The following is a 25,836-nucleotide window of genomic DNA, read 5'->3' on the forward strand; positions in this document are numbered from 1 at the left end:
TGCGTACACGAGCTGGAGCACGCATGCCGGTTCACAGCCCCTCCCTGCTTGAGCCGCCGCGCGCGTCCGCCGCCCCGCCCACCCGCAACGCCGGGTCCGGTAAGTCCGGCAAGAAGCGCACCCGGCGCAAGGATCCGCTCTGGGCCCGGCTCACCGTGGTCTTCGGTGCCGCGCTGATGATGACGAGTGGGGTGGCGATCGTCGGCAGCAAGGCGGTGATCAGTCAGGCCACCGGCAGCATCTCCCAGCGCAACCTGCTCGGCGATGCCGGCAAGACCTCCGCGGAGGGTGGGGCCGACCTCAAGGGCCCGATCGACATGCTGCTGCTGGGGGTCGACGCCCGGGAGCGCTGGGCGGCCGACGACGTACGCGCGGACAGCATCATCGTGCTGCACATCCCAGCCACCCACGACCAGGCGTACCTGATCTCGATTCCCCGGGACACCGAGGCGCGGATCCCGGCGTTCGAGAAGACCGGTTACCCGGGCGGCGTCGGTAAGATCAACGGCGCGTTCCAGGCCGGTGCCCAGAACGGCGGCGGCTGGGAGGGCGGCGCCCAGTTGATGGCGCAGACGATCAAGGGCATGACCGGGGTCAGCTTCGACGGTGCCGCCATCATCAACTTCGGCGGCTTCAAGAAGGTGATCGACTCACTCGGCTCGGTGCGCATCTGCCCCAAGCAGGAGGTCACCTCGATCCACATGTCGTACGTCGACGGCGAGCCGATGTGGAACGCGGACGCCAAGAAGACCGGCAAGCCCCGCACCCCGGTGGTGCACAAGAAGGGCTGCCAGGAGATGGAGGGGTGGGCGGCCCTGGACTTCTCCCGCCAGCGGTACGGCCTCAAGAACAGCGACTACGACCGCCAGCAGAACCAGCAGCAGCTGATCAAGGCGATGGCGAAGAAGGCCACCCAGAACGGCAGCCTGACCAACCCGGTCAAGCTGAACCAGCTGATCAAGGCGGCCGGCAAGGCGTTCATCCTGGACACCGGTGGGGTGCCGGTGGAGGACTTCGTGTTCACCATGCGCGGGGTGACCGGCAACGAGCTGATCATGCTGAAGACCAACGGCGGCACGTACAACGCCAAGGGCAACGGCACCGAGGCGCTGAGCGAGCAGACCCTGGACATGTTCCAGGCGGTTCGCAAGGACAAGCTCGCCGAGTTCGTGTTCTACAACCCCGAGGTGATCTCCTCACGGAAGTGACCGGCCGGCTCGTGATGACCGAACCGCCGACACTCCCGGTGACGCTTCCGTAACCTGACGTGAGAAGGATTCATGTCAGGTCTGCGGGAGGGACGTCACGGCCAGGACTGGACGGACGAGCGGAAAGCGGTCGCCGGGCGCGCCGGCCCGACGACCGCGATGGCCCCGCGTGCTGCTCGGCATCGGGCTGACGGTGCTGCTGCTGGCCACGCTCGCCGTGGTCGGGCTGCGGGTGCTCACCAACCGGTACGAAGGCACGATGACCCGGGCGGAGCTGCTCGACCCGAGCGCCCGCGCCGACCACACCGACCTGGACGGCCCGCTCAACTACCTGCTCGTCGGTTCGGACCGGCGTCCCGGTGACGCCGGCTCCGAGCAGCGCACCGACACCATCCTGATCGTGCACGTGCCGCCCGGGCTACGCGAGGGCTACCTGGTCTCCGTGCCGCGCGACCTGCTGGTGGCCATTCCGCCGGGCGGCGGCTACCCCGGCGGCGAAGACAAGATCAATACGGCGTACGAGTACGGCGGCGGCGGCCAGCCCGGTGCGCACCTGCTCTCGGCCACCCTGGCCCGACTCACCGGCCTCCGCTTCGACGGTGCCGCACTCGTCGACTTCGCCGGCCTGCGAAACGTGATCGACCTGCTCGGCGGGGTCGAGATGTGCGTACGCAGCGAGGTTCGGTCGATCCACACCGACCGGGTCTTCCGTCCGGGCTGCCAGCGGATGGACGGCGCGCAGGCGTTGGACTACGTGCGCCAGCGCTACGACCTGCCGGGCGGCGACTACGACCGGCAGACCCATCAGCAGCAGTTGCTGGGGGCGATGCTGGAACAGGCCGGCGAGACCCGGCTGCGCACCGACCCGGTACGGCTGCACCGGCTGATCGGGGCCGTCGGCGACTCGCTGACCGTGGACACCAACGGTGTGCCGGTGGAGGACCTGTTGCTGGCCCTGCACGGCCTGGCCACCGACGGACTACGGGGCGTGCAGGTACCGTCCTACCCCCAGATGATCGACCAGGTGTCCTACGTCCGGCTCGACGACGAGGGTGACGGGCTGTTCGCGGCGGTTCGCGGCAGCCGGATGTCGGACTGGGCCGGCGCCCATCCACGCTGGGTGACCCGGCTCTGACCGGCACCGGGCCGGGAACGGACGGTGGCCGCCGTGCGGTCGCGGGCAGCCGCGCGGCGAGGTTCTAGGCTTGGTACCTGTGTTCGGACCTCAGATACCCACCGTGACCGTTTCCGCGATCAACGATCAGACGTACCTGCTCGACGTCCGGGAGGACGACGAGTGGGCCGCCGGCCACGCCCCCGGCGCCCACCACCTGCCGATGATGGAGCTCCCCGCCCGCCTGGCCGAGGTGCCGACGGACCGCGACGTGGCGGTCATCTGCCGTTCCGGCGGACGATCCGCTCAGGTCGTGACGTATCTGCTGCGCAACGGCTGGGAACAGGTGAGCAACGTCACCGGAGGAATGGGCGACTGGGCGTCGGCCGGTCGACCGGTGGTCGGCTCCGACGGGCAGCCGGGCCGGGTTCTGTAGGACACGAAACGTGGCCGGACCCCTCGTCTTCGCCCACCGTGGCGCCTCGTACGACCTGCCGGAGCACACCCTCGCCGCCTATCTGCGCGCCCTCGACGAGGGCGCCGACGGGCTGGAGTGTGACGTCCGGTTGACCCGGGACGGGCACCTCGTCTGCGTACACGACCGGCGGCTGGACCGGACCAGCAACGGTCGCGGTCTGGTCAGCGCCCGTACGCTCGCCGAGTTGGAGCAGTTGGACTTCGGTTCCTGGCATCCGGGGGGTGTTCCGGCCAACGGCGACGAGGTGCTCGACGACGCACACACCCGGTTGCTCACCCTCGAACGGCTGCTGGAGGCGGTGCTGGCCGCCGGCCGGCCGGTCCGGCTGCTCGTGGAGACCAAACATCCGTCCCGCTACGGCGGCAACGTGGAGCGGCGGCTGGTCACGCTGCTGCACCGGTACGGGCTGGCCGAGCCACGCCCGGACGCACCGGTACGGGTCACTGTGATGTCCTTCTCCCCGCTGGCGGTGCGCCGGATCCGGACGCTGGCTCCGGCGCTGCCGACCGTGCTCCTGCTGGAAGTGCTGCCCCGTTGGTTGCCCATGGGTCGGCTGCCCTTCGGTGCCGGCATCGCCGGACCGGGGATCGCGCTGGTCCGCGCCCGCCCGGCCCTGGTGCCGGCGCTGCGGGCGGCCGGCAACCAGGTCTACGTGTGGACCGTGAACGAACCGGCCGACCTCGACCTGGTGCTGGCAGCGGGGGTGGACGGCGTGATCACCGACCGTCCGGCGCAGACTCTCGCCCGGCTGCGTCGCTAATCGCAGCCGGGCCGGGGGTGCCCGGAAACGCGGCCGGCAGGCACACTCGGGTCATGCCGGACCGCACCGACTACTCGGCTCTGATCGCCGGGCACACCGCCGTCATCGAGATGATCAACTCTGGTGACGCGGGTCTGCCGGTGCTGACCCAGCTGCTCCGGGTGGCCCAGCCGGCGCTCGGGGCAGCCGGGATGGCGTTCGTCGAGTTCGCGCCGAGCGGCGGCCGGGTGATCGCCGCCACCGGTGCCGCCGAGTGGACCGTCGGCCGGCCGCTGCCCGCCAACGACCCGGTCACCATCTGCCTGCTCGCCGGTCCCCGGGTGCAGTGCGTACGGACCGACCGGTTCACCAACGCGCTCGCCAGCGAACTGGCCGAGCGCGGCCTGCGACGGATGGTCGTCTCCCGGGCCGAGATCGGTGGCCACACCGTCGGCAGCCTGCACGCCCTCTACCTCGCCGGCGACGAGGAACCCACGGCGGAGGAACGCGGCGTGGTCGGATACCTCGGCTCGTGCATCGCCCACATGTACGGCGACCAGAGCGGCCTGCCCGTGCACGGCGACGGTCCGGTGGTCGCGGCGCTCGCCGACGGTCTGGCCGTGGTCGACCGGGACGCCCAGGTACGACTCTGGAATCCGGCCGCCGCGCAGGTGACCGGCCGGTCCACGGCAGAGGCGATGAACCAACCGCTACCTTTCCCGCTGCCGCCGTCGGGGCAGGTTCTCGATCATCGACTGCCGAGCGGACGCTGGTTGCGGATCACCTCCGGGGAGCTGCCGGGCCCCGGCGCCCTGCGGGTGGTCACCTTCCGCGACACCACCGACCAGCAGCGGCACGACCACGAACGGGATCTCTTCGTCGCGGTCACCAGCCACGAACTGCGTACCCCGGTCACCGTCATCAAGGGCTACGCGGACACCCTCACCGACCACTGGGAGTCGCTGAGCGAGACCGACCGGCGGCAGGCGGCCCGGGTCATCGGCCAGCGGGCCAACGAGCTGGCCCGGCTGCTCGACCGGCTGCTCTCGTCCGCGGCCGAGGCGTGGCCGGGCGACGGGCCACCGGCCCCCTTCGACCTGACCGAGACGCTCCGGGTCGCGATCGCCGACCTGCCCGCGGACCTGCGTCGACGGACCACCCTCGAGGTGCCGGCCGAACTGCCCAGAGCGATCGGGCATCGGCAGAGCCTGGCCACCGTGCTCACCGAACTCGTCACCAACGCCGGCAAGTACTCCCCACCCGACTCCCCGATCGACGTCGCCGCCGGTGCGGACGGCCAGACGGTCTGTTTCCGGGTCGCCGACCGGGGCATCGGCGTACGCCCGGAGCACGTGGAACGGGCCTTCGACCGGTTCTGGCAGGGCGACTCCGGTGACCGGCGTCGCTATCCCGGCACCGGTCTCGGCCTCTATCTGGTCCGCCGGATCGTTGAACAACAGAATGGCTGGGTATTCCTTCGTCCGAGAAGTGGTGGGGGTACGGTCGCAGAGGTGCGGCTGCCCCGCAGGTGACAGTGGGGGTCACGGGGCGAAAGAGGGGCAGAGGTGGCGACGACAGCTGTCGAACGGGCGTGGTGCGTGGTGGTGCCGCACCATCCCAGTGGGGCGCGGATCGCCCGGCACCGGCTCGCCGCCGAGCTGGCCGGAGCCGTCTCCCCGGCGATGCTCGCGGATCTGGTGGCGGTCCTGGCCGAGCTGGTCGGCAACGCGGTCCGGCATGCCGACCCGCTGCCGGGCGGCGTGGTCCGGGTCGCCTGGCGGCTGCGCTACCCGCCCGAGGGGCCGCAGCTGCGACTGCGGGTCACGGACGGCGGGGCCGCGAGTGGCCCTCGGATCCGCCCACCCGATCCGGACGCGGCCGACGGGCGCGGCCTGCACATCGTCTCCGGTCTGGCGACCAGCTGGGGTGTGGAACGCGATGGGCTCGGTCAGAGCGTCTGGGCCGACTTCGATCCGGTCGGCGACCGGCCGGCGCTGGTGACGACCGGCTGAACCGGTGGGTCGACCCGTCGTCGCGGCGCGCAGGCGGGTCCGGCCCCCACCGGCCGCCGGAGGGCTCTAGGCTGTGTCGCCGTGAGCAAGCGTCGAAAGAACCAGCGGGCGGCCACCGCCTCCGGCAAGCGGGAACGGATCCGGGACGTCTTCGTTCCCCGGCCCTTCGAGGGGCTGGTCGACGAGCCCGAGTGGATCGCCCTGCGGGAGCTGGTGCCGGCCGCCTCCGCGCCCCTGCGGCTGATCCCGGCACTCGTCGACGAGCACGGCGACCGGCCGGTCACCCTGGCCACCGTGCTGCCGATGGCCGCTCCCGCGATGAGCCGGGACGACGGCCACATCTTCATCGGGCTTCAGCGTCATCTCCAGTCCGGTGACGTCTCGCGCGATCTGGCCGAGTCGCTGCTCTGCGCACTGCGTACCGCCCCGGGCGCACAGGTCGCGGTGCCACCACTGCCCGGCCCGGGTCCCCGGTTGCAGGACATCCTGGTCGACGGCCCGTTGGAGGTCAGCCTGCACGAGGGCTTCGAGTTCTGGCTGGCTCCCGAGGCCGCCGAGGATCCGACCGTGCGCGCCTCCCTGGAGCGGGCCAACGCGGCGATCTATCCGACGCAGCGGCTGGCCGCCGCGCGTGCCGCGTACTGGTGCCGGGTGTCGGAGAAGGCCCACGTCCGCTGGGTGCTGCCGGAGGCCGAGGAGGCCGCCCTGGACGCGCTGGCCCGGCTCGGCGCGGCCGGCTCACTGACCCTCGGCGAGGCGACCCGGTTCGCCGGCATGTTCCGGGCGCACGGACGGCTCGTGCCGGTCTGGGATCTGCCCGAGGAGATTCCGGCGGGTGACTGGGAGCAGCCGGTAGCCGACTTCGCCAAGCGGTACGCCGACGCCCTGTCCGAGACCGGCCCGCTCGACGCCGATGCCCGCCGGTCCCGGCAGGGGCTGCTCGGCCGGCAACTCACCCTCCGCTGAGCCACCCGCCGGTCATCCGGACCGGACCGGGCTCCGCTCCCGCAGCATCGGGCAGGACATGCAACGGGGGCCACCACGCCCCGAGCCCAGCTCCGAGCCGGCGATCGGGATGAGTTCGATGCCGGCCCGCTCCAACTGGGCGTTGGTCTCGACGTTGCGCTCGTAGCCGACGCAGAGTCGGGGCGCGAGGGCCAAGGTGTTGTTGCCGTCGTCCCACTGTTCCCGTTCGGCGGTCACCGGGTCGAGCCCGGTGTCGATCACCCGGAGCCGATCCAGGTCCATCGCGTCGGCGGCGGCCCGCAGGAACGGCGACGGTCCGTCCACCCGCGGGTCCTCGCCGTCGGCGCCGGCGATGACGGTGTACGCCGACAGGGCGCTGGCCACGTTCGGGTACATCAGCACCGCATCGGTGTCGACCATCGTGCAGATCGTGTCCAGGTGCATGGTGGCCCGCTCCTGGGCGATCGGCACGACCAGGATGGTGTGCGCCAGCCCGGCCGCGAAGACCCGCCGCGCGAGGCGTTCGGCACCGGCGGGAGTCGTCCGCTCGCCGACACCGACGGCCAGTACCCCGGGCGCCAGCAGTAGTACGTCACCGCCCTCCAGGGGCTCCAGGCCCGGCCGGTAGACGAACTCGGTGCCGGCGAACCGGGGGTGGTGGCGGTAGATGGCGTCGGTGAGCGTGGTCTCCCGTCGCCGGGCGGGCATCGCCAGGCTCGTCACGCCGACCCGGTCACCGATCCACAGTGACGAGTCACGGGTGAACAACAAGTTGGGCAGCGGGTCGATGATGAAGTCGTGTCGGTCCATCAGGGTGTAGACGAGGCCACCCCGACGGTCCCGGCCGACCCGCAACTCCTCGTGGGCCAGTCCGGCCACGAGGACGCCGGCCAGCGCGGCCGGATCGAGGTACGCCAGGTGCGCGGCGACCCGGGCGCGCAGGGTGTCGCCGAGCCGGGGCGAGTCGAGCACCTCGTCGGTCAGCTCGTTCCGGGCGGCCGGCACGGCCAGCGTCTCGGTGAGCAGGTCGGTGAGGTAGAGCACCTCGACGCCGCGTTCCCGCAGGGCCGCCGCGAAGGCGTCGTGCTCCTCCTGTGCCCGCCCCACCCACGGGATCGCGTCGAAGAGCAACGAATCGTTGTTGCGTGGGGTGAGCCGGGCGAGTTCCGGCCCCGGCCGGTGCAACAGGACGGTGCCGAGCGGGCCGACTTCACTGTCCACGTAGTGGCTCACCCCCGCAGCGTAGGGCAGGGTTTGGCGGTATCCGGTAAAACAACCGTGGGTGAATATGGCATTCATCCACAGTCATTCCGGCGCTCCGGCTTGCCGACCACCGGGACTGGCAACGTAGGGTAGTGAGAACGTAACTTCGAGGGACCTTTTGCCGGAGGTCGCGATGACTGTTTTCCCCGCACGTCGAGCCGTACCGTCCGCCAGGGCGCTGCCGCCAGTGGCGGTACCGCACCCCCGGGTCGAGTCTCCCGGGGTGGTCGCGACTCCTCGCCCGTCCCCGCTGGAGTGGGCCCGCCGCCGTCGGGCGGAGCGCGGCGCGCGACGGCTGGAAGCGGCCGGCGCCCGCGCACTCGGTCAGCTCGACCATCTCGGGCCGGCCTGGCACGTCATCGACTGGCCCCGCACCGACGCGGCCGACGTCCTGCTCGACGACCCCGCGGACAACCGGGCCGGGTTCCTGGCCATCGGCCCGAGTGGGCTCTTCGCCGTCACCATCGCCGACCACGGTCGCGCCCGCGTTCTGGTCGCCGGTGACGTGGTGCAGATCAACGGCAAGCGCCCGCCTTACGTGGCCGAGGCCCGCCGCGACGCCCGGCGGGCGAGCAAGGCGCTGACCGCCGCGGTCGGCCATCCGATCCCGGTGACCCCGGTGCTCACCTTCGTGGGATCTGGGGTGATCAGCGTCTACGGCCTGCCCAAGGACTGCCTGATGGCGACCCACCGGGAACTCGACCGACTGCTGGTGGCCGGCGGTAACCGGATCAGCCCGGCCACCGCCGAGAAGCTCTCCCGGGTCGCGCAGCACCCCGGGACCTGGGGCAACGGTGGCTACCCACCGGCGGCCGACTACCGGTGGTACGAGGACGGCCGAATGGCCGCTGACAAGCCGGCCGGCCGCCGGTAACGTCAGCGGCGACGCCACGCGGCCGGGGCGGCCCAGCTCCCGCCGGCCCGCGCCGTCGCCGACCGGGCACTGATCGACACCGACGCAACCGTACGCCCAACGCGGTCGGCGGTCGCTGCCGCGACCGGCTAGCGTGGACGCATCGTCGGTGTGCATAGGAGGCTCGGTGGCCCACGTCGAACTCTCGCTATCGGAAGTGTTCGCGCCCTCCGGGGGGACACCGACAGAGCCTGAGTGCGACAACATCAGCCGCTGGTCGGCCACGGTCTCCAGTGCGCACGAGCCCTGCCTGCTGATCGACGCCGAGACCCGGGTGCTGGCCGTCTCCGCCGCCGGTTGTGAGCTGCTCCAACTGGGCGCACCGGAGGACGTGATCGGTCTGCCGCTGCTCGACGGCGGGCTGCGGCTGCTCGACTTCACCGCCTACCGGGGCGAGTTGGCCGAGCCCGAGATCGACAAGATTCCGCCGCTGCTGGCGCTCACCTCCGGCCGGCTGGCTCGTGGTCTGCTCCGGATCGAGGCGGCGACGGAGGACGCACCGGACGCGACGGTGGACGCGATCTCCACCCCCGTGGTCGCCGACGGCGCGGTGGCCGGCTCCCTCACCTTCTTCTCCGAGGTCTGACTTCCTCCTACCATGGGCTCGGCCCCCGCCAGTCCGTGTCTCCCGTCATGAGGACCACCCCCGTGCCGCCCTCCTCGCCGTTCCACGCCGTCCCCGGCCGGACGACCACCGGCTTCCGTTCCGGTGCCCACGTGGCCCTCCGCCTCGGCCGGCGGCACCGCCGACTGGTCGGTGTCACCATGCTGGCCGCACTGCTGACCGTCGGATGCGGCGCGCCCCCGGAGGTCCGCGACAGCGGCGGCCTGCCGACCCTGGCGCCCACCCGGACACCGAGCAGCCCGACCAGCCCCGCCACCCCGTCGTTCGGCGCACTTCCCGGCGCCGTTCCGACCATGCCGTCGGCCGACCCCGGGTTGGTCGCGGTGGCCTGCACCGGGGAACCGTCCGCGAAACGGATCATCGAGTTGGTGCGGGGTCGACGTGGGCTGCTGCCCGGCAGCGCCCGGGTCAGCGTCAGCAAGGGTCCGTTGTGTGCCGCCGACTGGCACCTGACCACGCTCGACGTGGCCGGCTACGAGCCGCTCCAGGTGGTCACCCGGGACCGGGCCGGAACGCTGCGCCTGGTGACCGCCGGCACCGACGTGTGCACGGCCGAGGTGCGGGTCGCCAGTCCGCCCGGTATCCAGGCGTTGACCTGTGGCAGTGACGGCGGTGTTCCGGTGCCGGTCCCGACGCCGTCGACCCCGTCACCCACGCCGTCGGGCTCGTCGCCGACTCCGGGTGCGTAGGCTGAGCACATGCCGGGAACGCCGCCGACCCGTTTCGTCTACCTCGGTCCCGAGGGCACCTTCGCCGAGCAGGCACTGCGTACGTTGCCGGCCGCAGAGCGGGGCAGCCGCACGTCGGCCCGCAGCGTCGGTGAGGCGCTGGAGGCGGTCCGCGCCGCCGAGGCCGACGCGGCTCTGGTGCCCCTGGAGAATTCGATCGGCGGCGCGGTCGGGGTCACCCTCGACGAGTTGGCCGAGGGCGAGCCGCTGGTCATCACCCGAGAAGTGATCCTGCCGGTGGAGTTCGTACTCGGGGCACGCGCGGGAACCCTGCTGCCGTCGGTGCGTAGCGTCGCCGCCCACCCCCAGGCGTCCACCCAGTGCCGAGGTTGGCTGCGTACGCACCTGCCGGACGCGGTCGTGGTGGATGTGCTGTCCAACGGTGCGGCGGCGGCCGGCGCGGCCAACGGTGAGTTCGACGCGGCCATCTGCGCCCCCATCGGCGCGACCCGACACCGGCTCGCCGTCCTGGCTGACAAGATCGCTGACCATCCGGACGCGGTGACCCGCTTCGCGCTGTTGTCGCGGCCCGGGCCACCTCCGCCGCCCACCGGCGACGACGTGACGTCGCTCGCCGTCTACATCGCGCACGACCGGGTGGGCGCGCTGCTGTCCGTGCTGATGGAGCTGGCGGTCCGCGGGGTCAACCTGACCCGGATCGAGTCCCGGCCCACGGGCGAGGCGCTCGGCCGGTACGTCTTCTTCCTCGACTGCACCGGTCACGTCGCCGATGTGCGGATGGGCGAGGCGTTGCAGGGGCTGCGCCGGATCTGCGCCGACGTACGCTTCCTCGGCTCGTATCCCCGACACCGCTGGGACGCGTCGACCAGGGAACGGCCGGTGGCCGCACCGGCAGGCCTTTCCGATGCGGACTACACCGACGCCGCGGCCTGGCTCGCCCGGCTACGCGCGGGCGAGCTGACCTGAGCGGCTCCGCGCGCGCCGCCTGCCGGCGCAACCGGGCCCTGGCTTTGCCGGCCGGCGTGAGCGCCGCCAGGACCGGCTACCGGAACAGGCCGCCGAGCACTCCGCCCTGGTCCTGCTGGCCGCTACCCATGATCGGTGGCTCCTCGGAGGGCTGGACGACGACGAAGCCGTGACCGGCGAAGCTCATCGTGTACGCCTCACCGGTGGTGCGGCCGAGCAGCGTGCCGAGCCCGAGCTGGTCGGCCCGGTGGTAGCCGGTCTGCAGGCTCGCCGACCAGCAGACGGCGGCCTGCGGGTCGACGTAGGTGGGCGCGTCGACGTTGAGTACGACCGGCGTCCCCCGGGTGGTGACGGCGATCCTGCCGTGCCCGGTGAAGACGCAGTTGAACAGGCCGGACGAGGCCATGCCGGCCCCGCCGACCATCTTGATGTCATAACGGAGGGTGGCGTCGAAGGCGAGCACGCTCGAGCCGTTGATGGACAGGGCGTCGCCCGGCTCCAGGTCGATGACGTGCACATCCTTGGCGAAGTCGGCGAGGAAGACGTCGCCGCGTCCGGTGAGTTTCATCAGCGGTACGCCCTCACCGGTGAGCTTCTGCTTGATGAAGTTGCCCAGTCCGCCGGAGCCGAGCGCCTGAAACTGCACCTGCCCCTGGTAGGCCACCATCGAGCCGACCCGGGCCATCGCCTCACCGTCGAGTTCGATCTTCAACATCTTGGAGTTCTGCAACCGCATGCCGGGTTGCGTCGACTCCTGCTCCAGATTCGCCGCCGAGAACAGCTCGCTGCGCATGTTTCCTCCCGTACTCGCCGTACCTGGCCGAGACGGTAGGGCCGGCCCGCAACCCCGGGCGGCGGCCCTCAGCCCCAGCCCAGCTCGTGCAGGCGCGCGTCGTCGATGCCGAAGTGGTGGGCGATCTCGTGCACCACCGTGACGGCCACCTCGTCGACCACGTCCTCGTCGCTGGCACAGATGCGCAGGATCGGATTGCGGTAGATGAGGATCCGGTCCGGCAGTACGCCCGCGTAGTCCCAGCCGCGCTCGGTCAACGCGTGTCCCTCGTACAGGCCGAGCAGATCCTCCCCGGGCGGCGGGTCGTCCTCGACCAGGATCACCACGTTGTTCATCAGCGCCAGCAGTTCCTCCGGAACCTCGTCGAGCGCCTCCCCCACGAGCTCCTCGAACCGCTCCCGCCCCATCTCCACCGCCACGCCCCCATTCTTCCCCACCCCGCCCGCGATCTTGCACTTCCGGTCGCCGCGAACCGGCACAGAAGCCGCGTAACGGAGCCGACCGGAAGCGCAAGATCGACGCGGAAGGGAGAGGGGGTTGGTCAGGAGGTGAGGCGGGCGGTGAGGGTGATCTCGGCGCCGGGCGAGAGCAGGCGGGAGATCGGGCAGTTCTGCTTGGCGGTCTCGGCCAGCTTGGCGAACTGCCCCTCGTCGATGCCGGGCACCTCGCCGACGGTGTCCAGCTCGATCCGGGTCACGGTCATGCCGGCGTCGGTCTTGTCGAGGTGAACCTTCGCGGTGGTCTCCACGGAGGTGGGCGTCGTGCCGGCGTCGGCCAGCGCCTTGGAGAAGGCCATCGAGAAGCAGCCGGCGTGGGCGGCACCGATCAGTTCCTCGGGGTTGGTGCCCTCACCCTCCTCGAAGCGGGACTTGAAGGAGTAGTTCCCCTCCAAGCCGCCCTTGCCGGTGCGGATGGTGCCGGAGCCCTCGGTGAGGTTGCCCTGCCAGCGTGCGGAAGCGGTACGAATAGGCATGCACCTGACGCTAGTCCACCGGCGGCCGGCAGGCGACCGACCGCCGGTGGCCACGTGGTCGTTCCTCGGCGTCGCGTCCCGGCTGTGTCATGATGCGACCCGGACCCCGCAGCGCGGCGGACGCGCGGCGCCCCGGCCACCAGGAGAGGGTGAGTGATGACCCACGACCTCCCCATCCCCCGTCAGGACGACCGTTCCGACAGTGCCAGCGTCATCGAGTGGGGTGCGGAGGACGAGTCGCCGGCGACCGGCCGGTTCCGGCGGGCTCTCGGTGGCCTCGGCGGGGACCACCGGGTGCCGGTGCTGCTGGCCGGGCTCGGTGCGGCGGCAGCCCTGGCGTCGCTGCTGGGCGAATGGTCGACGCTCACCATCCCCAACGGCGGACCGGACCCGGCGACCCCGCTCCAGGTGACAAGCGGCGTCTCCGACGTCGGGCTGGGCTCGGCGTACCTGGTCGGGCTGCTAGCGCTCGGTGCCACGGTGGCGCTCGCGCTGCGCGGCACGGAGTCCGTTCGGGCGAATGCCCGGGTGGCCGGACTCGCCCTCGCCGCGGGTGTGCTCGCGCTGCTGGCGACGACCGCGACGGCGCTCGACGACACGCTGGGACGGGGGATGTACCTGAACCCGGAAATGACCGTGGACGTCGAGTACGGCCGCGGCCTGATCGTCGCCTTCGTCGCCGTCGGGCTGTTCGCCGCCGCGCTCCTGCGGGCCTCGCCCGGAGCGGCCGAAGCCCGGCCAGAGGTGGACGGGCCGCGCCGTCGCCGTCGCCGGACACCGGCGGACGTGGAGCCGGAAGGGGACCGCCCGCCTGCGGACATCACCGTCACACCGACGGTGCCCTTCGCCCGGGAGGCACCGCCCGACTGACCCTCCGCCCCTGGTCGAGAGGTCATCTCCGGTGCGTCGCCCGTTGGCACCCGATTCGCCTGGAAGCCATGGTTGCGACCGGTTCCACGAGGTACGGTTGCTGCCCGCCGTCACGCCGGGTCGCCAATCGACGAGGTGAACGGCTGGTCGCGACGGCGGCGGGCGAAGGAGGAACGATGACCCGCCCGGGCCTGCCCAAGCTGATCGCCACCGACCTCGACGGGACGCTCGTCCGCAGCGACGACACCGTGTCGGCCTTCACTCACGAGGTCCTCGACCGGGTACGCGCCGCCGGTATCCCGGTGGTCGGCGCCACCGGTCGCGGCCCCCGGCTCACCGAACTGACCCGCAACGACATCCGCGCCGCCGATTTCCTCGTGCTGGCGGGCGGTGGCCGGGTGGTCGACCAGAGCGACCCGGACGGACCGGTGGTGCTCCGTGACGAACGCCTCTCCAGCGAGGTGCTGGCCGTCCTGCTGGCCGAACTGGAGGCCGCGGTCGGCCCGCTGACGGTCATGGTCGAGGCGTCGGACGAGCACGACGCCCCGCTCTGGGGTGACTACCACCCCGCCTGGCCCTATCAGGACGCGTTCGAGGTGCGCAGCCGCGCCGAGTGCCTCGCCGGTGACGTGATCAAGGCGTTCGCGCGTACCGCCGACCACCACGTGGACGAGCTGCTGGCCACCGCCCGCGAGATCGTCCCGCCGCACCTCGCCACCCTCACCCAGGCGGGCCTGGGCTTCATCGAGATCTGCCCACCCGGGGTGGACAAGGCGTCCGGGCTCAGTGTCATCGCGCAGACCCTCGGCGTGGACCCGGCGGACGTGCTGGTCTTCGGTGACATGCCGAACGACCTGCCGATGTTCGAGTGGGCCGGCTGGGGGCGGGTGGCCGTGGCCAACGCCCATCCGAGCCTGCGCGCGGTCGCCGACGAGATCACCCTACGCAACGACGACGACGGGGTGGCGATCTATCTCGACCGGCTACTGTCCCGGTGATGGATTCCACGCCACACCTGGTCGCCACCGACATCGACGGGACACTCCTGCGCGACGACCGCACCCTCAGCGCCCGCACCGCCGCGGTGCTGGCCCGGATCTCCGACCAGGGCACGCCGGTCGTGCTGGTCACCGGCCGACCGATCCGCTGGCTCCGGCTGGTGTACGACCAGCTGGCCGCGCCGTTGCCGGCGGTCTGCGCCAACGGCGCGGTGGTCTACGACCCGACCACCGACGAGGTGCTGCGGGCCGACCCGCTGGCCCCGGAACTGCTCGCCGAGGTGGTCCGCCGCCTGCGGGCCGAGGTACCCGGGGTGAGCCTGGCCGTGGAGATCGTCGACGGTCGGGAGATGCGTCACGAGGCGCACTACCCGTTGCGGTGGGACGCCGACGACGAGGCGATCCGGGCCGTGCAGACCGCTGAGGAGCTGTTGTCGGTGCCGGCGGTCAAACTGCTCGCGCGGGCCGGTGAGCAGGACCCGGACCGCTTCACCCGACTGGTCGCCGCCGCCCTCGCCGGGCTCGCGGAGGCCACCCACTCCTCGCACTCCGGGCTGGTGGAGATCTCGGCGGCGGGGGTCACGAAGGCCGCCGGCCTGGCCTGGTACTGCCACCGCATCGGCGTCGCGGCGCCGGACGTGCTGGCCTTCGGCGACATGCCCAACGACCTGCCGATGCTCACCTGGGCGGGACGCGCCGTCGCGGTGGGCAACGCGCACCCGGACGTGCTGGCGATCGCCGACGAGGTCGCTCCGGCGAACTCGTCCGACGGGGTGGCCGCATACCTGGAGAAGGTCTTCGGAGTGCGGTGAGTCGTCCCGGTGCGACGCGCGGCGAGCGCGACCGCACCGGGACGGTGGTCAGAGGTACTGGCCGGTGCTGTGTCCTTCACCACTCGGCTGACCCATGCCGGGCATCCCGGGCAGCATCGCCCCGGCCGGTCCGCTGGGCAGCGCCTGCCGGCCGGAGCGCATCTGCTCCAGTTGCACCCGGGCCGCCATCTGCTGCGCGACCAGCGCTGCCTGGATGCCGTGGAACAGTCCTTCCAGCCAGCCGACCAGCTGGGCGTGGGCGATGCGCAGCTCGCCCTCACTCGGTGCCTGGTCCTCGGAGAACGGCAGCGAGATCCGTTCCAGTTCCTCGCGCAACTCGGGGGCGAGTCCCTCCTTCAGCTCGACGATCGACCGTTGGTGGATCTCCCGCATCCGGTGCCGGCTGGCGTCGTCCAGGGGAGCGGCCTTGACCTCCTCCAACAGCTGCTTGATCATGCTGCCGATCCGCATCACCTTGGCCGGCTGTTCGACCAGGCGCGACGGATCCTCGCCGGGTCCGTCCTCGGTCTGCACGGTGCCGACGGGCCGGCCGTCCGGTCCGACCACCACCACGGTTCCGGACCGCCCGGCACCGTCCCGGTCGGGCTCGTCGTTCTGTCCAGCGGAGCGCGCTTCGGTCATGCCCTCCATCTTTACCCAGTCGCCGCCCGCCCTGCCCGCCGGCCCGCTGCTGCGGCCCCGGTCGGGCACCCATCCCCCGGCTGGTCGTGAACCGCGCTACCGTCGCCCGATGCCCTCCGATCCCCGGGCGGTGCTGACTCGCCCCGCGCCCGAACCGGACGTCACCGTCGCCTACGGCGACCATCCGGACCAGATCGCCGACCTGCGCCGCCCGGCCGGCTCCGGGCCACCCCGGCCGCTGGTGGTGGTGGTGCACGGCGGTTTCTGGCGTGCGGAGTACGACCGGCGGCACACCGGGCCGCTGGCGAGCGCACTGGCCGCGAGCGGCTACCCGGTGGCCCAGTTGGAGTACCGGCGGACCGGGCAGCCCGGTGGTGGCTGGCCCGGCACCCTCACCGACGTGCTGGCCGGAGTCTCCGCGCTGCCCCGGCTGGCCGAGTCCGCACTGTCGGACCGGATCGCCTCGACGGCCCCGCTGCTGCTCGGTCACTCGGCCGGCGGGCACCTCGCGTTGTACGCGGCGGCCCACGCACCCGGTGCCGTCGGCGGGGTGCTGGCCCTCGCCCCGGTCGCCGACCTGGCCGAGGCGTACCGGCTGGACCTGGACGCCGGTGCGGTGGCCGCGCTGCTCGGCGGCGGCCCGGCCGACGTGCCGGAGCGGTACGCGACCACGGATCCACGGTCCCTGGTTCCCCTGCGGCCACGCACGGTAGTGATGCACGGCACGCTGGATCAGCAGGTACCCATCGACCTATCTCGAAATTACGTGGCTTCCGCCCGCGCCGCGGGCACCGATATCCGCCTGATTGAGCTGCCAGATTGCGAGCATTTCGGTCTTATCGCCCCCGGCTCGTCCGCATGGCCGGAAGTTACCGCCGCGTTGCGGTCTCTGCACGAAGATCACTAGCCATTGACGCAGCGTCGCCGAGCAGGTAGAACGCCGAAGGGGCGGATGCGCCCGGCAACACATTCGAAGGGAACCCGGTGTCGCAGATGAACCGCAGGCGGGCACTCCAGCTGCTGGCCGCGATCGGTACGAGCGGACTCGTCGCCGGGTGCGGCTCCGACGCCGAGCCCGAGGCCACCAGCTCAGCGAGCCCGATCAAGATCGGGCTCATCGCGCCACAGTCCGGTGCGGGCAAGGCCGTCGGCGACGAACTCGGCAACGGCTTCGAGCTGTACCTGGACCTGAACGACAGGCAGCTCGGCGGCCACCCGGTCGACCTGATCACGGCCGACGAGGGCGACGACGTCAAGTCCGGACAGGCCGCCGTCGAGGGACTGCTCAAGCAGGGCGTCCTCGCCCTGACCGGGGTCGCCAGCTCGGCGGTGATGTTCGGGATCCGGGACATCGTGGAACAGGCCCGAGTTCCGTTGATCGGTTCCAACGCCTCCCCGCCGAGCCTGCAGAGCGTCGTGTACATCTGGCGTACCTCGTACGTGCTGGACGAGGCGGGCCGGGCGCTCGGTCGCTACCTGAAGGACGAACTCGCCGCCTCCGACCGGGTCGCCACGATCCTGCCGGAAGGGGTTCTCGGCGTCGAGGACGTGCTCCGTGGGTTCCGCGAGGAGTTCGGCGAATCCGACCCGCGGATCGCCTCCCCGGTGGTCTGGACCTCCGGCGACAGCAGTCCCAGCAGGACCACCTACGTCTCGGACATCAACCGCGCGCTGGCCGGCAACCCGTCGGTCGTCTTCTGCTTCTACTCCGGCACGGCGGCAGTGGAGTTCATCATGCAGCTGCGCGACGCCGGGTTCCGGGGCCGGATCTACGCCCCCGGTTTCCTCACCGAAGGCTCGGTGCTGGAGGACATCCGCCCGACGAGCGACGCACTCGGCATCCGCACCGCATTGAACTACTCCGCCGACCTCAACAACGCCGCCAACCGCCGGTTCGCCTCGGCCTACCGCAAGAAGCACAACACCTCGCCGACCACGTACGCGATGGCCTCGTACGACGCGGCCAAGGTGCTCGACCAGGCGATCCGTCTCGCCGGCGAGGCGCCCACCCCGCAGCAGGTGAACCTCGCGCTGGGCCGGATCGGGCAGATCGACAGTCCACGCGGTGCCTGGCAGTTCAACCAGCCGCGTACGCCGCAGCAGAAGTGGTACCTGCGCGAGGTGCAGCGCGACGGCCAGGTGGTGTCGAACGTGCTGGTCAACGAGTTGGCCACGCTCGGCTGACTGTGCGACGGAAACGAGGCCGTCCCCGGTCCGGGGACGGCCTCGTCGCTCTGCCTGGGCTCAGTGTCGGAGCTCGGCGACGCAGCACTTCACGCTGCCACCGCCCTTCTTCAGCTCGGCCAGCTCCACCGGCACCGGGGTGTAGCCGGCCACCTTGAGCCGACCGGCGAGCCGGGTGGCCTCGCTGTTGAGCACCACGTTGGCGCCGTCGCTGACCAGGTTCAGCCCGAAGGCGAGGGCATCCTCGTCGTCCGCCAGCACCGCGTCCGGGAAGAGCTGGGCGAGCACCCGCTGACTGGCGGCGGAGAAGGCACCGGGGTAGTAGACGACGTTCCCGTCGTCGATCGAGGCGAGCGCCACGTCCAGGTGGTAGAAGCGCGGGTCGACCAACCGCAGTGAGATCACCGGCCGACCGAGCGCCTCCTGTGCCTCGGCGTGCGCCGGCAACTCGGTACGGAAGCCGTGCCCGGCCAAAATCAGCCCGCCGTGCGCCTCCGGCAGGTACGCGAAGTCGCCCTCGCCCTCGTTCGTCTCGTTCGGCGCGATGAACCGCCAGCCCTGCGACTCGTGGAAGGCCCGGTGCGTGGCCGCCTCGGCGGCCCGCTGCTGGTGCTTGAACCGAGCCCCGTAGACCGTGCCGTCGACCATGAACGCACCGTTGGCCGCGTAGACCATGTCGGGCAGACCTGGTTCCGGTACCAGCAGATGCACCTCGTGGCCGAGGTCGACCAGGGTCTCCCGCAGGCGGTCCCACTGCTTGACCGCCAGCTCCACGTCGACCGTGGCGGTCACGTCCATCCACGGGTTGATCGCGTACTCGACCGCGAAGTGCTCGGGGGAGCACATGAGATATGTCCGCTTTCGCGGCACGCGCTGCTGGTTCACGGTCACCAAGAGTAGGTAGGGTAGAACTTTGGTAACAGCCGCAAACATTGCTTCCCAGAGGCGGAACATTGCAGATCGACGCCGTTGACCAGCGAATCATTGCGTTGCTCGTCGCGGACGCCCGCGCCTCGTACGCCGACATCGGCACCCGGGTGTCGCTCTCGGCTCCGGCGGTGAAACGGCGGGTCGATCGACTGCGGTCCGCCGGCGTGATCCGGGGATTCACGGCCATCGTGGATCCGGCCTCGGTCGGCTGGACCACCGAGGCCTTCGTGGAGCTGTTCTGTGCCGGACGGACCACCCCGGCGCAGATCGGCGCCGCCGTGCGCCGTCATCCCGAGGTGGTCGGTGCGTACACCGTCTCCGGGGAGGCCGACGCCCTGGTGCACCTGCGGGCCGCCGACATCGCCCACCTTGAGGAGGCGCTGGAGCGGCTGCGGGCCGAGACGTTCGTGACCTCCAGCCGCAGCACCATCGTGCTCTCCCGGCTGGTCGAGTCTCCCGGCGTGGGCCCCTCCACCGGCTGAAGCCGCAACAGCCCATTCGGGCTGGAACCGAACGCGGAGCCACCGCGTCGAATCGGCCATGGAACGGGGAACCAAGGTCGCCACGGCGGGCGGTTCGCTTGTCGCGCTCGCTCTGCTCGCCGGCAGCATGACCGTGACGCAACCTCCGCCGACCGGACCGGACACCACCGGAGCACCGATGGTGCCGGTCGGCCTGGTCTCCTTCGACTCCTGCGCCGACGCCCTCACGGAGCTGCGGGCGGCGGCCACCGCCTCGGTCGGCCCGTACGGCTTCGCCGGTGACGTGGCGCTGTTCGGCGACCGGACGGCGGCGATCGGTGGCGCGGAGTCGGCGGCCCGCACCTTCGCCGGAGCCCCGGCAGACGCCGCCGGGGCAGACTATTCGACGACGAACAACCACGAGGCCGGCGCCGACGAACCCGACCTGGTGAAGACCGACGGCCGACGGATCGTCACCGTCACCGGCGGGGTGTTGCGGGTGGTCGATCCGGTGAGCCGCCGCGTCACCGGGCGACTCGACCTGGCCGGCGGTCGGGAGGAACTGCGCTGGCAGGACCACCGGCTGTTGCTGCTCGGCGACCGCGCGCTGGTGCTCGGCGAGGATCCGCCGCGTCCGGCCGACGCGCTGCGCTCGATCAGGCGTCCCGGCGGCGCCCGCCTGCTGCTGATCGGCCTGTCCGGTCGTCCCGTGGTGCTCGGCACGTACCGCATCCAGGGCAGCACGGTCGACGCCCGGCTCACCGGCGACACGGCCCGGGTCGCGGTCCGTTCGTACGCCCAGTTGGAATTCCCGCTGGCGGCCGAGGGCACCGACCAGGTCCGCACCGAACGCAACCGCCAGGTGATCGCCCGGGCCGGTGTCGAGGCGTGGCTGCCGGAGTACGAGTGGACCGCCGGACCGGAGCGGCACACCGGTCGGGTCGGCTGCGACCGGCTCAGTCGACCCGAGCGGATGACCGGCTGGTCCACCCTCACCGTGCTCAGCTTCGATCTCACCCGCGACCGGCTGGGCGACGGTGATCCGGTCTCGGTGGCCGCCGACGCCGACACCGTCTACGGCACGGCGACCAGCCTCTACCTGGCGGGTCCGCGTCCGGAGCCGATCACCGGTAAGCCGCGCTGGCGGCCGTCGTCGGCCGAGGCGGTCACCGACATCTACCAGTTCGACACCGCCGCGCCGGGGCGTCCCCGCTTCCTGGCCGCCGGTTCGGTCCCCGGCCGACTGATCAACCAGTACGCGCTCTCCGAGTGGGCGGGACACCTTCGGGTGGCCACCACCACCGGCGAATTCCGGGACGACGGCAGCGAATCCGAGTCGGCGGTTCGGGTGCTACGCCACGACGACGGGGCGCTGGTGCCGGTCGGCGCGGTCGGCGGCCTCGGGCGGGGTGAGCGGATCTACTCGGTGCGCTACCTCGGCCCGGTCGCGTACGTCGTGACGTTCCGGCAGACCGATCCGCTCTACGCGCTCGACCTCGCCGACCCGGCCGCACCCGTGGTCACCGGCGAGCTGAAGATCACCGGCTACTCCGCGTACCTGCATCCGCTGTCCGAGGGGCGCCTGCTGGGCGTCGGTCAGGAGGCCGACGCCCGGGGCAGGACCAAGGGAGTGCAGGTCTCGCTCTTCGACGTCGGTGATCCCACCCGGCCGGACCGGTTGGACCAGTGGCACCTGCCCGGCGGGTGGTCCTACGCCGAGCACGACCCGCACGCCTTCCTGTACCGCCCGGACACCGGCCTGGTGGCGCTGCCGGTCGACGCCGGTGTCCGGCTGCTGCGGGTCAGCGGCGACACCATCGGCGAGATCGGCGAGGTGACCCACCCGGTCGGCGGCGACAGCAGCCGGCGGCAGTGGCACCCGCCGGTACGACGGTCCCTCGTGGTCGGCGACGTGCTCTGGACGGTCTCCGAGGCGGGCCTGCGCGCCACCGACCCGGCGTCGGCCCGGAGCCTGGCCTGGATCGCCGCAACCTGAACCTTCCTCCCCGCGGGTGGGGCCCGGTTTCTCGGGGTTTCCGGGCCCCACCCGCCTTGACCTCAACCACGCTTCAACTGGTCGACTCGGCGGAAGCGGCGGTGAAGGGGGAGTCATGCGGGCGGTGTGGATCCACGAGTTCGGCGGTCCGGAGAAGCTGGTGCCGGGTACCGCACCCGATCCCGTGCCCGGACCGGGACAGGTGCTGATCGACGTCGTACACACCAACATCACCTTCGTGGAGACCCAGTTCCGGGCGACGGGCTTCGGCCCGTCGGGCGCGACGCTGCCGGTGATCCCGGGCAACGGCGTCGGCGGTCTGATCGACGACGTCGGACCGGGCGTCGACCCGGACCTGGTCGGCCGACAGGTGGTCAGCGGCACCGGCGGCACCGGCGCGTACGCCGAGCGGGTCGTGGTGGACGCGGCGCTGCCGGTGGTGGTGCCGGACGGGCTGCCGCTCGACCAGGCGGTCGCCCTGCTCGCCGACGGGCGTACGGCCTTGATGCTCGCCGAGGCGGCCGATGTCCGGTCGGGAGACCGGGTGCTGATCGAGGCCGCCGCCGGTGGGGTGGGCAGCCTGCTCGTCCAGCTCGCCGCAGCCGCCGGAGCACGGGTGGTCGGCCTCGCCGGCGGTACCCGCAAGGTCGCCCTGCTGCCTCCGCTGGGCACCGAGATCGCCGTCGACTACCGGCAGCCGGACTGGGTCGGGCGGGTACGGTCGGCGACCGGTGCCGTCGACGTGGTCTTCGACGGGGTGGGGGGCACGGTCGGGCGGGACGCGTTCGACCTGCTCGACCGGGACGGGCGGATGCTCAGCTTCGGGCTGGCCAGCGGTGAGTGGGCGGGCATCGACGAGCGGGCCGCCGCCGAGCGGGGCGTGACGCTGGTCCGGCCGACGCCGACCCCCGCCCAGCTGCGGGCGTACACCGAGCGGGCGCTGGCGGAGGGCGCGGCCGGGCGGCTGCGCCCGGTGATCGGCCAGCGTTTCCCGTTGGCTCGGGCGGCCGAGGCGCACGCGGCCATCGAGGCCCGGTCGACGGTCGGCAAGACCCTGCTCGACGTGCGCTGACCGCCCTCAGAGGTACATGCCGGTGCGGTGCTCGCCGCGGCCCGGCTTGTCGCCCTCGCCGAAGAACCGCTTACCGCCGAACTCGCCGTGCAGGCGGTCGTCCAGCTCGTCCGCGAGCCCGGTCATCACCTGCACCGCGAGCATCAGGTGGGTCGGCTGGAAGTTGCGGCCGAAGACCGGGATCGACGCCCACACCGTGTCGTCGGCACAGTAGAGGCGCCCGATCGGCATCCGGTTGGTCAGCTCGGAGAGCTTCACGTACAGCCGCTCGGTCGGCTCGACCTCGGTCAGCACCGGCGAGAAGACGTCGACGAGTGGCGGATTGTCCCGCACCCGGACGAAGACCATCGCCGAGCCGGCCCGGATGTTGATGTCGCCGTCCGAGTCGACCTGGAGCCGGTCGGAGTCCGACTTGAGCATGGTCGAGACGACCGTGCGTACCCGCTCGGCCAGATCCAGCACCTCGGTGTCGGCATCGGCCTCGTCGGTCGCCGCCAGCGCCTTCTCCAGCTCGGTGCCGATCTCCCGCGCCAGGTTCACCTCACTGCGGGCCGTCCCCAACGCCTCGCCAGGAATCGGCTCGCCCTCGCCGTCGGCGAATGCGTACACCAGAAAGGCCGGGTGCGGGGCACCGTAGATGTCGCGCAGGGTACGGGAGAGCAGCGCGGCCAGCCGGGCGGCTCCGTCCGCCGGTGCGTCCAACCCGAAGTGGTCCCCCGAGCCGTCCACCACACCCGGCGGTGACCAGCCCAGCGCGACCATGTCGGCGACGGCCGCCCGGTCCAGCCGGTACCCCTGCGGCAGGGCCGCGTTGCCCACTGCCCGGGCGGCGAACCTTCCGTCGCCGCGTACCTCGACGTAGACGGAGTAGACCGCGTCGTCGGTGCCGGAGGCGGTCGGGTCGAGGGTCAGGGCCGCCTCCGCGCCCGGCGGCAGCGTGGACAGCCGCTCCGCCAGCGCCCGGGCGAAGTCCCGCCACGCCTCGGTCACCTTCGCCCGCAGGTCGGCCGTGCTCGGCTCGTCGAGCAGGATCGACTCGTGGTGCGCCGGCGTGCCGGGCGGTGCCGAGGGGTGGTCAGCCGTCATGATCGCCTCCGTCCGTTCCGGTCACCCTACCCAGCAGGCTGCCGGGACGGATCAGCCCGGACCGTGATCGGACAACGCGGTCGTCAACCGTGGTCGGGGCCGGCCGGGTCGGCCCGCGGATGCGGATCGCCGCCCAGCTCCACCGGCCAGGTGGCGGCCAACCCGGCGAGCCGGGCCACGGCCACGGCCGGATCAGCGCCGCGCCCGACGGCCAGACCGAGCAGGTACGCGGAGACCGGCGCACCGGGCCGCAGCACCTGGTGAGCCACGTCGCGGGCCAGATCCAGCACGGTCGGCACCGGCACCTCCGCCGGATCGAGAGCCAGCTCCGCACAGGCGGCCGTGACCCAGTCGTCCAGCACCGTCATCGTGTCCACTCCTCCGCCCGGCGTAGGTCACGCTCAGTGTCGCAGTCGAACCAGGGCTCCGGGCCGGCACCGTGCCACGTCACCTCGCGCACGGTGAGGCCGGCGAGCAGCTCCCGCAGCGGCGCACCGGCCACCTCACCGCCGCGTCGAACGGTGAGTTGGTCGACGGCCGCCCGCAGGGCCGGTGACCGCCACACCCCGCACAGCGTCTGCCGTCGCCCCGACCGGTCCACGTAGCAGGCCCCGTCGAGGGCCGCCGAGCCCGGGAGATGGTCCAGCAGGTCGCCGACGGCGTCCCGGGTCAGCAGGGGCAGGTCGGCGGCGAGCAGGGCGACGACGGGTACCTCCGGGTCGAGCAGGGCCAGCCCGGCCGCGACGGCGGCCACCGGCCCACCGCCCGGTGGTGTCTCCCGGGTCAGCCGAACGCCGGTGATCGCCGGTCCGGGGCCGACCAGGATCCGGGGCGACGCATCGGCCACGGCGGTCAGCACCCGCTCCCGCATCGGCACCCCGCCGACCGGTAGCACCGGCTTGTCCCGCCCGCCCATTCGACGCCCCGCACCTCCGGCTAGCACCACCGCCGCGTACGCCGTCATGCCGCCACGTTAACCGCCCACACCACGCCGAAAGCCACCGCGACCGGCAGGCACAGGTGGCGAGCAGGTACAAGTGGCGAGCAGGTACAGGTGCGGCTCCTGTCGAGCTGAACGCACGGACGGATCACGCACCGCGCACGCTCCGATGCCACGAATGAATCGGCGTGTGGCGTTCGGGACGGGGTGCGTGGCGTCCGGCGATCCGAGGCAGGATGGGTGACGTGGGACGGGCTTCGGATCGGCGTGCGGTGGTGCGGGTGGATCTGGGCGCGGTTGAGACCGGCCGACGCCGGATGCGGCGGCCGGACACGCTCGCCGCCGAGGAGCCGTTGGAGATCCGGGTCGGTTCCGCCGGACCGGGACGACGTCCGCCGCTGACCGTCACCATGCGTACCCCCGGTGCCGATCTCGACCTGGCCATCGGTTTCCTGTTCAACGAGGGTCTGATCCGCTCCGCGGACGACGTGTCCACCGCGCAGCTGTGTGCCGGCACCGACGCCCCGAACACCTACAACGTGGTCGACGTGACCCTGGCGCCCGGGGTTCCGGACCCGGTGACCAACCCGACCCGGCACTTCCCCACCACGAGCGCCTGCGGGGTGTGCGGCAAGGCGAGCATCGACGCGGTCCGTACCCGGTCCCGGTACGGCGTCGGCGACGACCCGCTCAACGTGCCGGCGGAGCTGTTGGCCGAGCTGCCCCAGCGGCTGCGGGCCGGGCAGCGGGGCTTCGACCGCACCGGCGGTCTGCACGCGGCGGGCCTGTTCTCCGCTGCCGGCGAGCTGGTGGTGTTGCGCGAGGACGTGGGGCGGCACAACGCGGTCGACAAGGTGGTGGGCTGGGCGGTACGCGAACGCCGGCTGCCGCTGACCGGGCAGGTGCTGCTCGTGTCGGGTCGGGCCAGTTTCGAGCTGACCCAGAAGGCGTGGATGGCGGGGGTGCCGCTGCTCGCCGCGGTGTCGGCACCGAGCACCCTCGCGGTCGACGTGGCCGCCGAGGCGGGAATGACCCTGGTCGGGTTCCTGCGGGGGCGGACGATGAACGTCTACACCGGCGAGCACCGGGTCACCGACTGACCGGGC

At 72.0% G+C, this 25,836-nt stretch carries 29 protein-coding genes; 20 read left to right on the forward strand and 9 right to left on the reverse strand.

The window, feature by feature from the left end:
• The first annotated feature begins 23 nt into the window (after positions 1-23).
• The 7 genes from O7597_RS11230 (at position 24) to O7597_RS11260 (ending at position 6,517) form a co-directional block, all read left to right on the forward strand.
• Entirely contained in the window at positions 24-1,208 is a 1,185-nt protein-coding gene (locus O7597_RS11230) for an LCP family protein (protein ID WP_269740618.1), read from the forward strand.
• A gap of 196 nt (positions 1,209-1,404) precedes the next feature.
• Complete coding sequence (locus tag O7597_RS11235) at positions 1,405-2,343, forward strand: LCP family protein (RefSeq protein WP_281583235.1); 939 nt, start codon at positions 1,405-1,407, stop codon at positions 2,341-2,343.
• Positions 2,344-2,422: 79 nt separating this feature from the next.
• Positions 2,423-2,758: a rhodanese-like domain-containing protein gene (locus O7597_RS11240; RefSeq protein WP_281582687.1), complete on the forward strand. Its 336-nt coding sequence runs from the start codon at positions 2,423-2,425 to the stop codon at positions 2,756-2,758.
• Positions 2,759-2,768: 10 nt separating this feature from the next.
• A complete protein-coding gene (locus tag O7597_RS11245) occupies positions 2,769-3,560 on the forward strand; it encodes a glycerophosphodiester phosphodiesterase family protein (RefSeq protein ID WP_269740616.1) in 792 nt (263 codons plus the stop codon).
• A 53-nt stretch (positions 3,561-3,613) separates the two neighbouring features.
• Positions 3,614-5,071: an ATP-binding protein gene (locus O7597_RS11250; protein ID WP_281582688.1), complete on the forward strand. Its 1,458-nt coding sequence runs from the start codon at positions 3,614-3,616 to the stop codon at positions 5,069-5,071.
• 66 nt (positions 5,072-5,137) lie between these two features.
• Positions 5,138-5,551 carry an ATP-binding protein gene (locus O7597_RS11255; RefSeq protein ID WP_269742698.1) on the forward strand — a complete coding sequence of 138 codons (414 nt, stop codon included), beginning with the start codon at positions 5,138-5,140 and terminating at the stop codon, positions 5,549-5,551.
• Between the two features lie 81 nt (positions 5,552-5,632).
• On the forward strand, positions 5,633-6,517 hold the full coding sequence (locus O7597_RS11260; RefSeq protein WP_269740614.1) for a DUF5926 family protein: 885 nt from the start codon (positions 5,633-5,635) through the stop codon (positions 6,515-6,517).
• Between the two features lie 12 nt (positions 6,518-6,529).
• On the opposite strand, the gene O7597_RS11265 is transcribed toward O7597_RS11260, so the two are convergent.
• Complete coding sequence (locus O7597_RS11265) at positions 6,530-7,750, reverse strand: arginine deiminase (RefSeq protein ID WP_281582689.1); 1,221 nt, start codon at positions 7,748-7,750, stop codon at positions 6,530-6,532.
• Between the two features lie 163 nt (positions 7,751-7,913).
• Here O7597_RS11265 and O7597_RS11270 point away from each other — a divergent pair, with 163 nt between their 5' ends.
• The 4 genes from O7597_RS11270 to pheA all read left to right on the forward strand — a co-directional run bounded on the left by O7597_RS11270 (position 7,914) and on the right by pheA (position 10,973).
• The gene (locus O7597_RS11270) at positions 7,914-8,654 is read left to right on the forward strand and encodes a hypothetical protein (RefSeq protein WP_269740612.1); all 741 of its coding nucleotides are present in this window, start codon (positions 7,914-7,916) and stop codon (positions 8,652-8,654) included.
• Between the two features lie 166 nt (positions 8,655-8,820).
• The gene (locus O7597_RS11275; RefSeq protein ID WP_269740611.1) at positions 8,821-9,279 is read left to right on the forward strand and encodes a PAS domain-containing protein; all 459 of its coding nucleotides are present in this window, start codon (positions 8,821-8,823) and stop codon (positions 9,277-9,279) included.
• 47 nt (positions 9,280-9,326) lie between these two features.
• On the forward strand, positions 9,327-10,007 hold the full coding sequence (locus O7597_RS11280; RefSeq protein WP_348650798.1) for a hypothetical protein: 681 nt from the start codon (positions 9,327-9,329) through the stop codon (positions 10,005-10,007).
• 9 nt (positions 10,008-10,016) lie between these two features.
• Positions 10,017-10,973, forward strand: a complete 957-nt coding sequence (gene pheA / locus O7597_RS11285; RefSeq protein ID WP_269740610.1) for a prephenate dehydratase — start codon at positions 10,017-10,019, stop codon at positions 10,971-10,973.
• A 76-nt stretch (positions 10,974-11,049) separates the two neighbouring features.
• On the opposite strand, the gene O7597_RS11290 is transcribed toward pheA, so the two are convergent.
• From O7597_RS11290 to O7597_RS11300, 3 genes are all read right to left on the reverse strand, one after another.
• A complete protein-coding gene (locus O7597_RS11290; protein WP_164448827.1) occupies positions 11,050-11,766 on the reverse strand; it encodes an AIM24 family protein in 717 nt (238 codons plus the stop codon).
• 68 nt (positions 11,767-11,834) lie between these two features.
• Entirely contained in the window at positions 11,835-12,179 is a 345-nt protein-coding gene (locus O7597_RS11295) for a metallopeptidase family protein (protein WP_216592783.1), read from the reverse strand.
• Between the two features lie 128 nt (positions 12,180-12,307).
• Entirely contained in the window at positions 12,308-12,739 is a 432-nt protein-coding gene (locus O7597_RS11300) for an OsmC family protein (protein ID WP_269740609.1), read from the reverse strand.
• Between the two features lie 156 nt (positions 12,740-12,895).
• Here O7597_RS11300 and O7597_RS11305 point away from each other — a divergent pair, with 156 nt between their 5' ends.
• The 3 genes from O7597_RS11305 (at position 12,896) to O7597_RS11315 (ending at position 15,419) form a co-directional block, all read left to right on the forward strand.
• The gene (locus tag O7597_RS11305) at positions 12,896-13,609 is read left to right on the forward strand and encodes a hypothetical protein (RefSeq protein WP_281582690.1); all 714 of its coding nucleotides are present in this window, start codon (positions 12,896-12,898) and stop codon (positions 13,607-13,609) included.
• A 176-nt stretch (positions 13,610-13,785) separates the two neighbouring features.
• The gene (locus tag O7597_RS11310; RefSeq protein WP_269740607.1) at positions 13,786-14,607 is read left to right on the forward strand and encodes an HAD-IIB family hydrolase; all 822 of its coding nucleotides are present in this window, start codon (positions 13,786-13,788) and stop codon (positions 14,605-14,607) included.
• Positions 14,607-15,419, forward strand: a complete 813-nt coding sequence (locus O7597_RS11315) for an HAD family hydrolase (protein WP_269740606.1) — start codon at positions 14,607-14,609, stop codon at positions 15,417-15,419. The genes O7597_RS11310 and O7597_RS11315 overlap by 1 nt, the downstream gene beginning before the upstream one ends.
• Before the next feature lie 48 nt (positions 15,420-15,467).
• Here the strand turns inward: O7597_RS11315 and O7597_RS11320 are convergent, their stop codons facing one another.
• Complete coding sequence (locus tag O7597_RS11320) at positions 15,468-16,070, reverse strand: bacterial proteasome activator family protein (RefSeq protein ID WP_269742697.1); 603 nt, start codon at positions 16,068-16,070, stop codon at positions 15,468-15,470.
• 100 nt (positions 16,071-16,170) lie between these two features.
• Between O7597_RS11320 and O7597_RS11325 the strand changes: the two genes are divergently transcribed.
• Positions 16,171-16,968: a prolyl oligopeptidase family serine peptidase gene (locus O7597_RS11325; protein ID WP_269740605.1), complete on the forward strand. Its 798-nt coding sequence runs from the start codon at positions 16,171-16,173 to the stop codon at positions 16,966-16,968.
• Positions 16,969-17,045: 77 nt separating this feature from the next.
• On the forward strand, positions 17,046-18,245 hold the full coding sequence (locus tag O7597_RS11330) for an ABC transporter substrate-binding protein (RefSeq protein ID WP_269740604.1): 1,200 nt from the start codon (positions 17,046-17,048) through the stop codon (positions 18,243-18,245).
• Between the two features lie 60 nt (positions 18,246-18,305).
• Here the strand turns inward: O7597_RS11330 and ddaH are convergent, their stop codons facing one another.
• Positions 18,306-19,139: a dimethylargininase gene (gene ddaH / locus O7597_RS11335; RefSeq protein ID WP_348650799.1), complete on the reverse strand. Its 834-nt coding sequence runs from the start codon at positions 19,137-19,139 to the stop codon at positions 18,306-18,308.
• 59 nt (positions 19,140-19,198) lie between these two features.
• Between ddaH and O7597_RS11340 the strand changes: the two genes are divergently transcribed.
• The 3 genes from O7597_RS11340 to O7597_RS11350 all read left to right on the forward strand — a co-directional run bounded on the left by O7597_RS11340 (position 19,199) and on the right by O7597_RS11350 (position 22,704).
• Positions 19,199-19,657 (forward strand): Lrp/AsnC family transcriptional regulator, encoded by a 459-nt coding sequence (locus O7597_RS11340; RefSeq protein WP_164448819.1) that lies wholly within the window; start codon positions 19,199-19,201, stop codon positions 19,655-19,657.
• A gap of 58 nt (positions 19,658-19,715) precedes the next feature.
• Complete coding sequence (locus O7597_RS11345) at positions 19,716-21,632, forward strand: beta-propeller domain-containing protein (protein ID WP_281582691.1); 1,917 nt, start codon at positions 19,716-19,718, stop codon at positions 21,630-21,632.
• A 115-nt stretch (positions 21,633-21,747) separates the two neighbouring features.
• A complete protein-coding gene (locus O7597_RS11350) occupies positions 21,748-22,704 on the forward strand; it encodes a zinc-binding dehydrogenase (protein WP_281582692.1) in 957 nt (318 codons plus the stop codon).
• A 6-nt stretch (positions 22,705-22,710) separates the two neighbouring features.
• Here the strand turns inward: O7597_RS11350 and O7597_RS11355 are convergent, their stop codons facing one another.
• The 3 genes from O7597_RS11355 to O7597_RS11365 form a co-directional block, all read right to left on the reverse strand.
• Positions 22,711-23,790, reverse strand: coding sequence for a hypothetical protein (locus O7597_RS11355; protein ID WP_281582693.1), 1,080 nt, complete (start codon positions 23,788-23,790; stop codon positions 22,711-22,713).
• 83 nt (positions 23,791-23,873) lie between these two features.
• Positions 23,874-24,158, reverse strand: coding sequence for a DUF6457 domain-containing protein (locus O7597_RS11360; RefSeq protein ID WP_281582694.1), 285 nt, complete (start codon positions 24,156-24,158; stop codon positions 23,874-23,876).
• On the reverse strand, positions 24,155-24,754 hold the full coding sequence (locus O7597_RS11365; RefSeq protein WP_281582695.1) for an NTP transferase domain-containing protein: 600 nt from the start codon (positions 24,752-24,754) through the stop codon (positions 24,155-24,157). Before O7597_RS11365 ends, O7597_RS11360 begins: the two co-directional genes overlap by 4 nt.
• A gap of 221 nt (positions 24,755-24,975) precedes the next feature.
• Here O7597_RS11365 and fdhD point away from each other — a divergent pair, with 221 nt between their 5' ends.
• Positions 24,976-25,830 carry a formate dehydrogenase accessory sulfurtransferase FdhD gene (gene fdhD / locus O7597_RS11370; protein WP_281582696.1) on the forward strand — a complete coding sequence of 285 codons (855 nt, stop codon included), beginning with the start codon at positions 24,976-24,978 and terminating at the stop codon, positions 25,828-25,830.
• The last annotated feature ends 6 nt before the right edge of the window (positions 25,831-25,836 follow it).

Source organism: Verrucosispora sp. WMMC514, assembly GCF_027497295.1.
In the GTDB taxonomy this organism is placed as follows: Bacteria; Actinomycetota; Actinomycetes; order Mycobacteriales; family Micromonosporaceae; genus Micromonospora; species Micromonospora palythoicola.